Consider the following 12,496-nt stretch of genomic DNA (forward strand, 5'->3'; position numbering starts at 1 on the left):
AGGTTCCCCCATGAGCGAGCGCAGCGAGCGAAACATCAAGCACGGTCCGGATGCACCTCGTGACGGCCGCCGAGCGCAGGAAGAAACCGGCCCGAGCAACGCCGAAGCCCGGCGGGTCGAACGCCGTCGCGGTGCCGCGCGCTTCTTCACCCCCCGCCGGATCGCCCGCATCGCCATCCTCGTCGCGCTCAGCGCCGTCGGCGCGTTCATCAAGCTGCCCAGCCCGACCGGCACGGTGGCGCTCGACTCCGCGCCCGCCTTCCTCGCCAGCGCCGCGTTCAGCCCGCTCGAAGGGTCCATCGTCGGGGCGCTCGGGCACCTGCTCTCGGCCCTGACCACCGGTTTCCCGCTCGGCCTCCCCGTCCACCTGCTGGTCGCGGCCGAGATGGCCGTCTTCGTGGCGATCTTCGGCCTGCTGGCCCGCCGGGTGAACATCTGGCTCGCGATCGTCGTCGGCATCGTGCTCAACGGGGTCGGCGGCGCCGCCATCATGATCCCGATCGGCGGCGTCGGACTCTTCGCCGCGCTCGTGCTGCCGCTCACCGTCGGGTCGGCGATCAACATCCTGGTCGCTGCCGCCGCGACCCGGGCCCTGCGCTCCGCCGGCCTCGCAGAGGAGGAGACCAGATGACCGGCGCGGTACGCGGCGTCCGGCGAATCCGGGACCTCACCGTACTCGACCTCACCGACAGCTGCCTGGTCGTCGCCTGCGACTCCGTGGGCGGCATCGGCCCGAAGCCGCACGACACGGTGGCCGTACCGGCGTCGACCACCGCGCACTTCGCCACCCGCGTGCCGTTGCTGGAGGTGCTCTGCGCCGGAGCCACTCCGACCCTCGTGGTCAACACGCTCTGCGTGGAGGCCGACCCGCAGGGCCGGGAGATGATCGCCGCGGTCGTCGCGCTCGCCGCCGAGGTCGGCCTCGACGCCGACCGGGTCACCGGTACGACCGAGGACAACGTCCCCACCGTCGCCACCGGCATCGGCGTGACCGTCCTCGGCGAGGCGGCTCACGGGGCGCTGCGCCCCGGGGCCTCCCGCTCGGGGGACGTGGTGGTCTGCCTGGGGCTGCCCCGCTCGGCACCCCGGGACCGGGTCGTCCCCGGCCACCCCGACCTGGTCGGCCTCGCCGACCTGCGGGCCCTGCTCGACAGCGGCGTCGTCCACGACGCGCTCCCGGTGGGCTCCAAGGGCCTGGCCTGGGAGGTGCCGCAGCTCGCGGCCAGCGCCGGGCTCACCGTCGACTGGCGGAGCGACCATCCCGTACCGGTCGACCGCTCCGCCGGCCCGTCGGCCTGCGTCCTGGTGAGCTGCCGCCCGACTGACCTGACCACGGTCCGTGCCGCCTTCCCCGATCCGCTGCCGGTGAGCGTGGTCGCCGACCTGACCGAGGAGGCACCATGACCACCCGAGGACTGACCCGAGCCCCCGGCGGCGAGCCGCGGGGCACCGGCGACCCGGACGCCGTGCTGCGCGCCGACGGCGTCGGCTTCCGGTACCGGTCGGCCACCGAGCGCCAGCTCACCGACATCTCCTTCCAGATCCGGCGCGGCGAGCGGGTCGCCGTCATGGGCGCCACCGGGGCCGGGAAGACCACCTTGTTGATGATGTTCAACGGGCTCATCCCGCACCACCACGACGGTGAGATGCACGGGTACCTGACCGCGGTCGGCCTGGACACCGTCGAACACGACGTGGTCGACCTGGTCCGGCACGTCGGCCTGGTCATGCAGGACCCGGAGTCGCAGATCACCGGCCGGCTCGCGCTGGACGACGCGGCGGTCGGCCCGGCAAACCTCGGGCTGCCCCGCAGCGAGGTGCTGGACCGGGCCCGCCGAGCCCTCGACGCGGTCGGCCTCGGCGAGCTGGCCGACCGGGACACCGGGCAGATGTCCGGTGGGCAGCAGCAGCGGCTGGCCATCGCCGGCATCCTGGCCATGGCTCCGGAGATCCTCGTGCTCGACGAGCCGACCAGCGAACTGGACCCGGCCGGCACGGCCCAGGTGTTCGCGGTGGTGGAGCAGGCCGCCGCCGACCGGGACCGGACCGTGGTCCTGGTCGAGCACGAGCCGGAACTCGTGGCGCAGTGGGCCGACCGGCTGATCGTCCTGCACGACGGTGCCCTCGTACACGACGGCCCACCGGCGGAGTTCTTCGCCGCCGCGGAGCGGGCCGAGGCGGTGGGACTGCGACCACCGCAGGTGACCACCGTCTGCCACGCGCTCCAGCGGGCCGGCCGGCTGCCCGCCGACCGGACGGCGGTGACCCTGGACGAGGCGGTCGCCGTGCTCCAGGACCGGCTGCCGGTCACCGCCTCGGCACGCGCCGGCGCCCGAGCCCCGCAACCGGCGGTTGCGGCGGACGCGGCCGTCGTGATCGAGGCGGCCGGCCTCGGCCACCGCTACCCCTCCGGGGTGCAGGCCCTGTCCGACGTGGACGTCCGGGTCCGGGAGGGCGAGTTCGTCGCCCTGCTCGGCCGTAACGGCGCCGGGAAGACAACCTTCGCCCGGCACCTCAACGGCCTGCTCCGTCCCACCGCCGGCCAGTTGCGGGTGTACGGCCGCCCCACCGGCGACCGCTCGGTCAGCGACCTGGCCACCGACGTCGGGTACGTCTTCCAGAATCCGGACCACCAGATCTTCGCCCCGACCGTCCGCGACGAGGTCGCGTTCGGGCTGCGCAACGCGGGTTGGGCGGACGACCGGATCGAGGAGAAGGTACGCGAGGTGCTCGACCTGGTGGGCATGCGCGCCCATCTTGACCACCACCCGTTCCGGCTCGGTAAGGGGCAGCGGCAGCGGCTGGCGGTGGCCAGCGTCCTGGCCCTGGAACCCCGGATCCTCATAGTCGACGAGCCGACGACCGGCCAGGACTGGCGCGGCGCGCGGGCGATTATGGACCTGGTCCGCGAGCTGAACAGAGCCGGCCGGACCATCCTGATGGTCACTCACGACATGCCCCTGGTCGCCGAGTACGCACATCGGGCGCTGGTGTTCGATGCCGGGCGGCTCCGCGCCGACCTTCCGGTGGCCGACCTCTTCGCCGACGAGGACCTGCTCGCCGGGACCCAACTCGTCGCACCCCAGGTGACCCGCCTGGCCCGGCGGCTCGGGCTGCCCCCGGTCACCACCGTCGGAGCGTTCGTCGAACTGTGGGAGGAAGCCTGATGTTCCTCGAGTACCGGCCCGGCACGAGCTTCTTTCACCGGATGGACGTCCGCACCAAGCTCCTCGTCTTCGTGGTCGCGGTGGTGTTGACCTTCCAGTTCGCCCACCCGCTGCCCAACGCGCTGCTGGCCGTCGGCTCGCTGCTGCTCCTGCCCGCGCTCGGCGTGCCAGGGCGGCAGGTGGGCAAGCTGCTGGCGCCCTTGGCCCCGGTCGTCGTCCTGATTCTGGTCTTCGCGGCGCTCAGCCGGGGCCCCGGCGACTTCGACTCGTCCTCCTCCGCCCGGGTGCTGGTGCACCTCTGGTTCGGTGACGGCCTGCCGCTGACCGTCGGCGGCCTGGCCCACGGCGCCAACCTGGGCCTGCGGATCCTCACCATGGTGTGCCTGACCGCCGCGCTGATCGTCAGTACGCCGGTGGAGCACTTCGTCGCCCTGATGCGCATGGCTCGGCTGCCGTTTCCGGTGGTCTTCATCGTGATGACCGCCCTGCGGTTCGTCCCGACCATGCAGCACCGGGCCAACCAGGTACTGGACGCCCAGCGGGCCCGGGGCGCAAAGATCGACGGCGGGATGATCGGTGCGATTCGCGCCTACACCACCATCATGGTGCCGCTCTTCTCCACGGGCATCCGGATGTCCGAGGAGTTGGCCGCCGCGATGCTCAACCGTGGCTACGGCATCACCCGGCAACCCACCGCGCTGACCATCCTGCGTCCGACCTGGCGTGATCCCGCCATAGCCGTGGTGACCGCCGTGGTGGTCGGCGTGGTCGTCTGGGCCCGGCTGACGGGTTGGGGATCGTTGTGACCACTGTAGAACCGATGAATGGAGTACCGACATGACCGACCGAGCGACGCTGGACACCGTGACCACAGCGGATCGGGCACGGGGCTGCCTAGCCGGAGTGGCGCTCGGCGACGCCATGGGCATGCCCGGCGAGCTGTGGCCACGCCAGCGGGTCGTGTCGACCTTCGGCTGGATCGACCGTTTCCTTCCCGGCCCGGACGGCCACTTCGTGGTGGACGGCTTCGTCGCCGGCCAGGTCACCGACGACACGCAGCAGACGTACATGCTTGCCGAGGCGATCCTCGCCGCGGGCGGCACCGTGGACACCGCCGTGGTCGCCCGGCACCTCGTCGAGTGGGCCGACCGGGTGGGAGCGAGCGAGGGTAATTTCCTCGGCCCCAGTTCGGCCCAGGCGATCCGGCGGCTCCGGGAGGGGGCCGACCCGGCGGAGACCGGCAAGGGCGGGGAGACCAACGGCGCCGCGATGCGGATCGCCCCGGTCGGTCTGCTGCACCGCAGCGACCGACTTGACGCGCTGGTCGACGGGGTGGTGGCCGCCTCGCTGATGTCCCACAACACCAGCGTGGCAATCAGCGGCGCCAGCCTCGTCGCGGGCACCATCAGCGCCGCTGTCGAGGCGCCTGGTTCGGCCGACCGGCCCACCCGGCTGGCCGAGGCGCTGGAGGTCGGTTACGAGGCGGGCCGGCTCGGCGCGACCCGGGGCGAGCAGGTGGTCAGCCCCTCGGTGGTCCGCCGCGCCCGGTGGGCCGCCGACCTGGCGCGGCAGCCCGGGGACGACGCCGACTTCCTCGCGGACCTCTACGACCTGGTCGGTGGCGGCGTGGCGACCGCCGAGACGGTGCCCGCCGCGATCGGTCTGCTGGTCCGCTCGGGCGCGGAACCGTTGCGCTGCGCCGTGCTGGCGGCGAACCTCGGCGGGGACACCGACACCATCGGCGCGATCGCGACCGGGATGGCCGGCGCGGTCAGCGGGTTCTCCGCCATTCCCCGTGACCTGTTCGACCAGCTCCGGGCGGTCAACGGGATCGACCCCGAAAAGCTCGCCGACGCGCTGCTCGACCATCGTCACTGACCTGCATCGGGTGTGATCCTCGGCGACCCGCACGGGTTGGTCCGGGGGTTCGACGCCCGCCCCGACCGGGGCGGGCGTCGACGCGGGGCTCGCGATTGTCGGGCCCCGCGTCATACCCACGATTCGGTTTACCCTTCATGGGGACGGCTTGCCGCCGCGATCGAGTCCGAGACCCGGGCGACCACCGGCGGCCCCGCCACCGCGCCGCCGCCCGCGGCCCGCCGCCACCATCGCCACGACCGTCGTTGTCCTGGTCGGCGCCCGGCGATTCCGCACCCGCGGGGTCGACTCCGCCCGATGTTCGTCCGCGCCGCCGGACAGCCGCTCGTATGCGACCGTCGCGGCGGTCCCCGCCGCCTGCAGCCCAACACGACGGCGACCGACACCCGGACCGGCAATGCCGCGAGCATCCGCTCCAGCGGCGAACTCGCACACGCCTTCGCGGTATCGGAGCAGGAGCCAAGACGCGTACGCCCTACGCCTTTGCTCGACCTGATCTGCGTCGGCCAGGTGACGCCATCAGCGCCGACGGGAACGGGTGACGCGGCCGGTCAGGCCGGCGCCGCTTCGCCGATCGCCTGGTCCAGGATTTCCAGACCGAGGGCCAGTTCCTCTCGCGTCGTGGTGAGGGGTGGTGCGATCCGGAAGGTGCTTCCCATGCCGGGCAGTTGCACGACGTTCATGTGGAGGCCAAGTTCGAGGCAGCGGCGGGTGACCTGGGTGCCGAGGATGTCCGAGCCTTCACGCGTTTCCCGGTCGATGACGAGTTCGATCCCCTGCATCAGGCCGCGCCCCCGTACGTCTCCCACCACGTCGTGCCGGTCTCTGATGTCGAGCAGGCCGGCGCGCAGGAACCCGCCCAGCTCCCGTGCCCGTATGTCCATGTGCTCCTGCTGGAGGACGTCGAGCACGGTGTTGCCGACGGCGGCGACGAGAGGGTCGGACACGTGTGTGGTGTAGAAGAGGTAACCCAGCTCGTGTGCCCGTTGTTCGATCTCTTCGGTCGTGACCACCGCGGCGAGTGGTAGGCCGGCGCCCAGCGTCTTGGACAGCGTGAGGATGTCGGGCACGATGCCGTCGCGTTGGAAGGCGTACCACGTGCCGGTGCGGCACAGGCCGGTCTGCGCCTCGTCGACGATCAGCAGCATGCCGCGCTCGCGGCACTTGCGCGCCAGGGCGGCGAAGTAGCCCGGCGGTGGCTCGATGATGCCGCCAGAGCTGAGGATCGGCTCGACGATGCACGCCGCGAGACTCCCCGACGACTGGGCATCGACGAGGGCGAAGCCGTAGTCGAGCTGCCGCTGCCAGTCAAACTCGCCGTCGGAGGTGGTGAAGTCGGGGCGGTACGGGTTGGGCGTGGGGATCGCGAAGTTTCCCGGCGGCGTAGGCCCGTAGCCCCGGTGGCCGGCGCTGTATGTTGCGGCGGCCGCGGCATGCGTCATGCCGTGCCACGACTTGGCGAAGGCGACGATCTCGTGTTTGCCCGTCACGAGCTTGGCCATCCGAATGGCCGCCTCGTTCGACTCGGCGCCGGTCGTCAGCAGCAGCGCCTTCTCGAGTGGCGGGGGGAGGGACTCGGCGAGCCGGCGCGCGAGGTCGACGACCGAGCGCGACAGCATGCCGCTGAACAGATGGTCCAGGCTGGCGATTTCCCGCCGCACCGTGTGGACGATCGCGGGATGACAGTGGCCGAGAATGGCGCTCATCTGACCTGAGGTGAAGTCCAGGATCCGCCGGCCGTCAGCGGTGTACACGAAGCTGCCGGCCGCGCGCTCGATGATCTCGGGCGTGAACGGACCGCCGTAGCGCACCAGATGGCGGTCGACGTCAGACCAGAACTGTTCGGCGGCGCTCTGCTCCGTAGTCAGCGTCATACGCCTCACGATAGGGCCGTTCGTTATGCGCGAAAAGCTGAGGTTTCTGGCTACGCTGTGCGGAATTCGCGCACAAGGAGTTTCCGATGCGGCTGAACACAGCGCGCCTGGAGATGCTCAGCCTGCTGGACGGCCTCGGCACCATGCGGGCCGTCGCCGCGGCCCTGCACATGAGTCCGTCGGCAGTGTCGGCGCAGTTGGCGGTCCTGGAGGCGGAGACCCACACCGAACTCCTGCGGCGCACCGGCCGCCGCGTACAACTCACGCCTGCTGGGCATACGCTCGCCCGACACGCCCGCATCATCCTCGACCAGGTCAAGGCCGCCGAGGTGGACTTACAGGGTCTCTCCGGACAACCAACGGGACCGGTACGCCTCGCGGCCTTCTCCAGCGCCATCCGGTCCGTCGTCATTCCGCTCGCCGTGCGGCTCCAGAAGACGCATCCAAGGGTCGAGCTTGAGGTCGCCGAACTCGATCCGCAGGCCAGCCAACCGGCCCTGCGTCGCGGTGACTACGACATCATCGTGACGGCGGATTTCATCGACGGGTCCATGCCGCTGCACCCTGACGTGCATACGATCCCGCTGCTCACCGATGCCATCGTGCTCGTGCTGCCACGGTCGCAGGTCGCACCGGACGAACCGGCGGACCTGGCCGACTTCGCCGATGCGGCCTGGTCCATCGACATGCCCGGCACGTACCTGTCCAACCTGGTGACGAGCACCTGCCGGCAGGCCGGCTTCGAGCCAGTGGTGGCTGGCCGCTTCGCCAGCTACGAACTGCTTCTGGCGCATGTCGAAGCCGGCCTGTCCGTGTCGCTCCTGCCCGAGCTTGCCGTCGACCGTCGCTACCGCGTCGACACCCGCCCGCTGCGCCGACCGTTGAGCCGCCACGTCTATGCGGCCGTGCGCAGCCGATCAGCTCTCACCGCAGCGAGCCAGATCGTCCTGGACGAACTACGCGGCCTCTCAAGGACGTCCTCCAACGTCTGGCGAGACGGGTCCGACCGCCAGCCGTTGGGGGGCCGGGTGGTCGGCCGTGACGGCGGAGGCGGCGACGAGGAGCATGTGAGGCATCTGCCGGATCGGTACGAAAGACGCGGTCGTCCCTGAACCGGTGGGCCGGAACCTGTCAACAACGCCCTGCCCGTCCGATGCGCGCACGTGCCTTGAACGCCGAGAGCCACCGGCGGGACGAGAGGCTGCCCCCGGGCAACGGGGCTCCCAAGGCGACCTGACCCTGCCCCGACTCGGACGGGTCGGCACGGCAAGCCGATCCTGGCCCCGCCGTTCGTCGAGTGACTCATGGGGCTGCCCGGCCACTGGCTGTTCTTCGCGGGCAGCCGACCGCTGCCCGCGAAGAACCCCCCAAGCCTTCGTCACCCCGACCACCCCGTAGCCGGCATGCTGGCCCACCGGCGAGCCGGACCCGCTGATACCGGCATGCTGGAGCGACCCGAGCAGTTCCTGGTCCTACTCCACGTCGACGTCCACGTCGATGTTGCCGATGCAGACGACGACGTTGTTGGGCTGAGTCCTGTTGTCGTTCGTCGTCTCGACCGCTGCGGACTGCTCGACGCTGACGTCGCTGTCCCGGATCGTGTTGTCGCTGATGATTTGGGCGACGGTCACCTCGTTGCTCTGCTCGTTGGTCGCGCAGACAACCTCGGTGCGGTCCCAGGCCCCGGGCTCCGTGTGTCCGTAGGGCGCGGCGAGTGCGGCGGCGGGCGCACCGAGCAGCAGGGCGGCGCTGCCCAGCGCTACCCCGCCGGCGAGCCTGATCAGAAACCTCTTGGACATGTCCCTCACTCCCTTCTGGTCGGCTCAGGAAGACGAGCCACGACGAACATAAGAAGGATTCATGTCCGGTCGGAGCGCTTTCCAGGTTCTTGAGGCGAACATGCCTTCGGCTGCTATAAGTAGTTGTTTCACATTTCCGGGTGGTAGGCCCGGTTCAGGTCTGGTCTGCGACGACTCAGACGGCCTGTCCGGCGAGAGGAAACCCGAACGGGTGGAGCTGCGCCGAGGCGGGGGAGTCATCCTGCCGAGCGGCGGCGAGCGGAAAAGCTGAGCGTCCAGCCGGACGCGGCCACAGCGGCGATCGCGGCTGCGACAGCGGTGTCATGCGCGCCGCGGTGTGTCGGATGCTGGCTCGCCCTCGCTCCGGCGGCTGGGGCGAGGCGAGGGCGTGCCCGCCCTTTCGGCCAAAGTCTGATACGGCCTGGGGGTAGGGGTAATGCCCGTGCTGCTCATCGGCCTCCTGAACCTTCGTTGTAGCAGGGAATGGGTGGGTCATGGGCCACCGTTGCCATATACCCCTAGGGGGTATATGGTGCCGGTGGAGGTGGACGGCATGAGACACGAACACGCGACCCATACCGACCCGGCGCACGTGACCGGTGAGGCGCGACACCACGGGCATCACGTGCAGGTGGGCGAGCAGAGCCCTGGTGGGGCGCATGAGGGGCATTCAGACGGTCCCGGATCGGCGGGTAGCCACGCCGGCGGCCACCACGACCACGCGGGGCACGGATCCGCCGGTGGGCACGGCGGTCATGACAAGCACGCGGGGCACGACCCGGAGCAGTTCCGGCGCAAGTTCTGGCTGAGCTTCGCGCTGACGATTCCGATCGTGGCGACGAGCCACATGGTGATGGGCTGGTTCGGCTACACCCTCGACTTTCCCGGCATGAGCTGGGTCGGCCCGGTCCTCGGCTCGGTGGTCTTCCTCTACGGAGGCTGGCCGTTCCTGCTCGGCGGGATCCGCGAGGTACGCGACCGCGCTCCGGGGATGATGCTGCTGGTCTCGATGGCCATCGCGGTGGCGTACGTCGCGTCGCTGGCGACCAGCCTTGGCGCGTTCGACCTGGACTTCTGGTGGGAGCTGGCGGCGCTGGTGACGATCATGCTGTTGGGGCACTGGCAGGAGATGAAGGCGATCGGCCAGGCGCAGGGTGCTCTCGCCGCGCTGGCCGCGTTGCTGCCCGACGAGGCCGAACGGGTCGACGACGACGGTACCCCGCGCCGCGTGCCGCTGGCCGAGTTGCGGGTGGGCGACGTGGTGCTGGTCCGCTCCGGTGCCCGGGTGCCGGCCGACGGCTCGATCGTCGACGGTGCCGCTGAGCTGGACGAGTCGATGATCACGGGGGAGTCCCGGCCGGTGCCGCGCGGCGTGGGCGATCGGGTGGTGGCCGGTACGGTGGCCACCGACTCCGCGTTGCGGGTCCGGGTCGACGCGGTGGGCGAGGACACGGCACTGGCCGGCATCGGTCGGCTCGTCGCCCAGGCGCAGGCGTCCAGTGGCCGGGCGCAGGTCCTGGCTGACCGGTTCGCCGCGATGCTGTTCTACGTCGCGACCGCCGCCGCGTTGGTCACCTTCGCCGCCTGGTGGGCGCTGGGGGACCTCGACCAGTCCGTGGCCCGCACGGTGACGGTGCTGGTGATCGCCTGCCCGCACGCCCTCGGGCTGGCCATCCCGTTGGTGATCGCGCTGTCCACCGCGGTGTCGGCCAAGGCCGGCATCCTGGTCAAGGACCGCCTCGCCCTGGAGCGGATGCGCACCGTCGACGCGGTGCTGTTCGACAAGACCGGCACCCTGACCAAGGGCGCCCACACCGTCACCGCCACGGCCGCCGCCGGCGGCACCACCGAGGACGAGGTGCTGCGGATCGCCGGCGCGGTCGAGGCCGACAGCGAACACCCCCTCGCCAAGGCTCTGGTCAAGGTCGCGCAGGACCGGGGGCTGCGTGCGACCGCCCGGGACTTCCGATCGCTGCCCGGTCGGGGGGTCCGGGCCGTCGTCGACGGCACCACCTGGGCGGTCGGCGGCCCCGCCCTGCTGCGGGAACTCGGCGCGCAGGTTCCCGAGGAGCTGGACACCGTTGCGCGGGGATGGTCGGCCCGTGGTGCGGCGGTGCTGCATCTGATCCGTCTGCCGGAGACCGGCCAACCGGCCGCGGTGGGTGCGTTCGCCTTGGAGGACGAGGTCCGTCCGGAGGCCCGCCAGGCCATCTCCGACCTGCGCGAACAGGGCGTCAAGAAGATCGTGATGATTACCGGAGATGCCCGCCCGGTTGCCGAGGCGGTCGCCGCCGACCTCGGGTTCCGGCCGGGAATGGACGAGGTCTTCGCCGAGGTGCTCCCCGCCGACAAGGACCGGGCGGTCGCCGAGCTGCAAGCCCGGGGGCTGACCGTGGCGATGGTCGGCGACGGCGTCAACGACGCTCCCGCCCTGGCCCGCGCCGACGTCGGCCTGGCCATCGGCGCCGGCACCGACGTCGCCATCGAGTCGGCGGGGGTCATCCTGGCCTCCTCCGACCCGCGCGGTGTCACCGGCGTGCTCCGGCTGTCCCGCGCGTCGTACCGGAAGATGATCCAGAACCTGGCCTGGGCCGCCGGCTACAACGTGGTGGCGATCCCACTCGCCGCTGGAGCGCTGGCCTGGGCCGGCGTCACGCTCAGCCCGGCGGTCGGTGCGGTGCTGATGTCCGCCTCCACCATCGTGGTGGCGCTGAACGCCCAGCTGCTGCGCCGGGTCAGGCTCACCCCCGGACAGCACTGACACACGCACGAACGGCGGCCCGGTCGGGATGATCCGACCGGGCCGCCGCGCGCCTGAACAAATGCAGGCGATTCGGTACGTCGGTCAGGGCGTCATCGGTTGCCACGTCGCGCCCGAGTCGGCGCTGCGCAACACCTGGCTGTCCTCGGTGGCCAGGTAGATGAGGTTCTCGTGCACGGTGAGCGCGGGTCGACGGCCAGGTCGTAGGCCTCGATCGTGGAACGGGTCTGCCACGTGACCCGGTCAGTGCTGGCCACCAGGGCGCCGCTGGTCGAATCGAGGCCGTACACGACGCCGCCGGAAGAGCGCAGCAGGTGAAAGTCGGCCTGCCCGGCCACGCCGCCACGCAGCCGCGCTTCTCGCTGGTCGAGGCGAGTCCGCAGGTCCTCATCCGTGGGCTCGACCAGGAAGGTGCCGTCCGGCCGCAGCGGCGTGGGGATGCGTCGACGTCCGTGCTGCAGCCGCCGGACGAGCGTGGTGGCGGCTCGGTCCTGGTCGAGGTCGACGTAGTGGTAGGCGCCGCCGGCGGCGTCGAGCACGGCTCGACTGCGTCGCACGTCGGGGTACCAGTCGGTGCCGTAGACCACGAGCCCAGGGCTGGTGGGGTAGTGGTCGGAATGATCTGCACCAGTCATGTCGACTCCTGCGACCGTGTTGATGCGGCCGGTCGTGCCCGTGCCGGGACGGACACGACCGGCCAGGTGGTCAGCTGACGAGCTGGTAGCCGGCCTGTTCGACCGCGGTGCGTACGTCGGCGGCCGCCAGTGCGGCGTCGCTGGTGACGGTGACCCGGCCATCGGTCACATCGACCTCGACGCCCGTGACGCCGGCGACGGTGCTGAGGTGCTTGCGCACCGAGTTGGCACAGCCCCCGCAGGTCATTCCGGACACGGTGTAGGTGGTCCGGATGCCGTCCAGGGTGGCGGTGGCCGGCGGGGCGGTGTCAACGGCAGTGGCGCAGCCGCAGCTGGATTCGCTGTCGCACATGGACATCTCCTCTGGTGGGTGTGGGTAGGC

At 71.2% G+C, this 12,496-nt stretch carries 11 protein-coding genes; 7 read left to right on the forward strand and 4 right to left on the reverse strand.

The window, feature by feature from the left end; genetic code table 11:
* Nucleotides 1-10 precede the first annotated feature (10 nt).
* Genes ACGF5C_RS15935 through ACGF5C_RS15955 form a run of 5 tightly spaced genes read left to right on the forward strand, consistent with a single transcriptional unit; the run spans nucleotide 11 to nucleotide 5,045 of the window.
* Nucleotides 11-631: an ECF transporter S component gene (locus ACGF5C_RS15935; protein WP_393302075.1), complete on the forward strand. Its 621-nt coding sequence runs from the start codon at nucleotides 11-13 to the stop codon at nucleotides 629-631.
* Entirely contained in the window at nucleotides 628-1,404 is a 777-nt protein-coding gene (locus tag ACGF5C_RS15940) for a hypothetical protein (protein ID WP_393302078.1), read from the forward strand. Before ACGF5C_RS15935 ends, ACGF5C_RS15940 begins: the two co-directional genes overlap by 4 nt.
* Nucleotides 1,401-3,167 carry an ABC transporter ATP-binding protein gene (locus tag ACGF5C_RS15945; RefSeq protein WP_393302081.1) on the forward strand — a complete coding sequence of 589 codons (1,767 nt, stop codon included), beginning with the start codon at nucleotides 1,401-1,403 and terminating at the stop codon, nucleotides 3,165-3,167. The genes ACGF5C_RS15940 and ACGF5C_RS15945 overlap by 4 nt, the downstream gene beginning before the upstream one ends.
* Entirely contained in the window at nucleotides 3,167-3,973 is an 807-nt protein-coding gene (locus tag ACGF5C_RS15950; RefSeq protein ID WP_393302084.1) for an energy-coupling factor transporter transmembrane component T family protein, read from the forward strand. The genes ACGF5C_RS15945 and ACGF5C_RS15950 overlap by 1 nt, the downstream gene beginning before the upstream one ends.
* Before the next feature lie 31 nt (nucleotides 3,974-4,004).
* Complete coding sequence (locus ACGF5C_RS15955; protein WP_393302087.1) at nucleotides 4,005-5,045, forward strand: ADP-ribosylglycohydrolase family protein; 1,041 nt, start codon at nucleotides 4,005-4,007, stop codon at nucleotides 5,043-5,045.
* A 551-nt stretch (nucleotides 5,046-5,596) separates the two neighbouring features.
* On the opposite strand, the gene ACGF5C_RS15960 is transcribed toward ACGF5C_RS15955, so the two are convergent.
* Nucleotides 5,597-6,919 (reverse strand): aspartate aminotransferase family protein, encoded by a 1,323-nt coding sequence (locus ACGF5C_RS15960; RefSeq protein ID WP_393302091.1) that lies wholly within the window; start codon nucleotides 6,917-6,919, stop codon nucleotides 5,597-5,599.
* An 86-nt stretch (nucleotides 6,920-7,005) separates the two neighbouring features.
* Here ACGF5C_RS15960 and ACGF5C_RS15965 point away from each other — a divergent pair, with 86 nt between their 5' ends.
* The gene (locus ACGF5C_RS15965; RefSeq protein ID WP_393302094.1) at nucleotides 7,006-8,031 is read left to right on the forward strand and encodes a LysR family transcriptional regulator; all 1,026 of its coding nucleotides are present in this window, start codon (nucleotides 7,006-7,008) and stop codon (nucleotides 8,029-8,031) included.
* Between the two features lie 360 nt (nucleotides 8,032-8,391).
* Here the strand turns inward: ACGF5C_RS15965 and ACGF5C_RS15970 are convergent, their stop codons facing one another.
* On the reverse strand, nucleotides 8,392-8,718 hold the full coding sequence (locus ACGF5C_RS15970; RefSeq protein WP_393302097.1) for a hypothetical protein: 327 nt from the start codon (nucleotides 8,716-8,718) through the stop codon (nucleotides 8,392-8,394).
* A gap of 553 nt (nucleotides 8,719-9,271) precedes the next feature.
* Between ACGF5C_RS15970 and ACGF5C_RS15975 the strand changes: the two genes are divergently transcribed.
* On the forward strand, nucleotides 9,272-11,479 hold the full coding sequence (locus tag ACGF5C_RS15975) for a heavy metal translocating P-type ATPase (protein ID WP_393302100.1): 2,208 nt from the start codon (nucleotides 9,272-9,274) through the stop codon (nucleotides 11,477-11,479).
* Nucleotides 11,480-11,571: 92 nt separating this feature from the next.
* On the opposite strand, the gene ACGF5C_RS15980 is transcribed toward ACGF5C_RS15975, so the two are convergent.
* Both ACGF5C_RS15980 and ACGF5C_RS15985 read right to left on the reverse strand, forming a co-directional pair.
* Nucleotides 11,572-12,114: a glutaredoxin family protein gene (locus tag ACGF5C_RS15980; protein WP_393302103.1), complete on the reverse strand. Its 543-nt coding sequence runs from the start codon at nucleotides 12,112-12,114 to the stop codon at nucleotides 11,572-11,574.
* Nucleotides 12,115-12,184: 70 nt separating this feature from the next.
* Nucleotides 12,185-12,466 (reverse strand): heavy-metal-associated domain-containing protein, encoded by a 282-nt coding sequence (locus ACGF5C_RS15985; protein ID WP_393302106.1) that lies wholly within the window; start codon nucleotides 12,464-12,466, stop codon nucleotides 12,185-12,187.
* Between the last annotated feature and the right edge of the window lie 30 nt (nucleotides 12,467-12,496).

Source organism: Micromonospora sp. NPDC047620, assembly GCF_043205005.1.
GTDB lineage: Bacteria > Actinomycetota > Actinomycetes > Mycobacteriales > Micromonosporaceae > Micromonospora.

Excerpts from the sequence above, each read along its gene's own strand:
- ACGF5C_RS15965 (WP_393302094.1), top strand. The coding sequence starts at position 7,006 with ATGCGGCTGAACACAGCGCGCCTGGAGATGCTCAGCCTGCTGGACGGC.
- ACGF5C_RS15985 (WP_393302106.1), bottom strand. The coding sequence starts at position 12,466 with ATGTGCGACAGCGAATCCAGCTGCGGCTGCGCCACTGCCGTTGACACC.
- ACGF5C_RS15980 (WP_393302103.1), bottom strand. The coding sequence starts at position 12,114 with ATGACTGGTGCAGATCATTCCGACCACTACCCCACCAGCCCTGGGCTC.
- ACGF5C_RS15960 (WP_393302091.1), bottom strand. The coding sequence starts at position 6,919 with ATGACGCTGACTACGGAGCAGAGCGCCGCCGAACAGTTCTGGTCTGAC.
- ACGF5C_RS15945 (WP_393302081.1), top strand. The coding sequence starts at position 1,401 with ATGACCACCCGAGGACTGACCCGAGCCCCCGGCGGCGAGCCGCGGGGC.
- ACGF5C_RS15970 (WP_393302097.1), bottom strand. The coding sequence starts at position 8,718 with ATGTCCAAGAGGTTTCTGATCAGGCTCGCCGGCGGGGTAGCGCTGGGC.
- ACGF5C_RS15940 (WP_393302078.1), top strand. The coding sequence starts at position 628 with ATGACCGGCGCGGTACGCGGCGTCCGGCGAATCCGGGACCTCACCGTA.
- ACGF5C_RS15975 (WP_393302100.1), top strand. The coding sequence starts at position 9,272 with ATGAGACACGAACACGCGACCCATACCGACCCGGCGCACGTGACCGGT.
- ACGF5C_RS15950 (WP_393302084.1), top strand. The coding sequence starts at position 3,167 with ATGTTCCTCGAGTACCGGCCCGGCACGAGCTTCTTTCACCGGATGGAC.
- ACGF5C_RS15955 (WP_393302087.1), top strand. The coding sequence starts at position 4,005 with ATGACCGACCGAGCGACGCTGGACACCGTGACCACAGCGGATCGGGCA.
- ACGF5C_RS15935 (WP_393302075.1), top strand. The coding sequence starts at position 11 with ATGAGCGAGCGCAGCGAGCGAAACATCAAGCACGGTCCGGATGCACCT.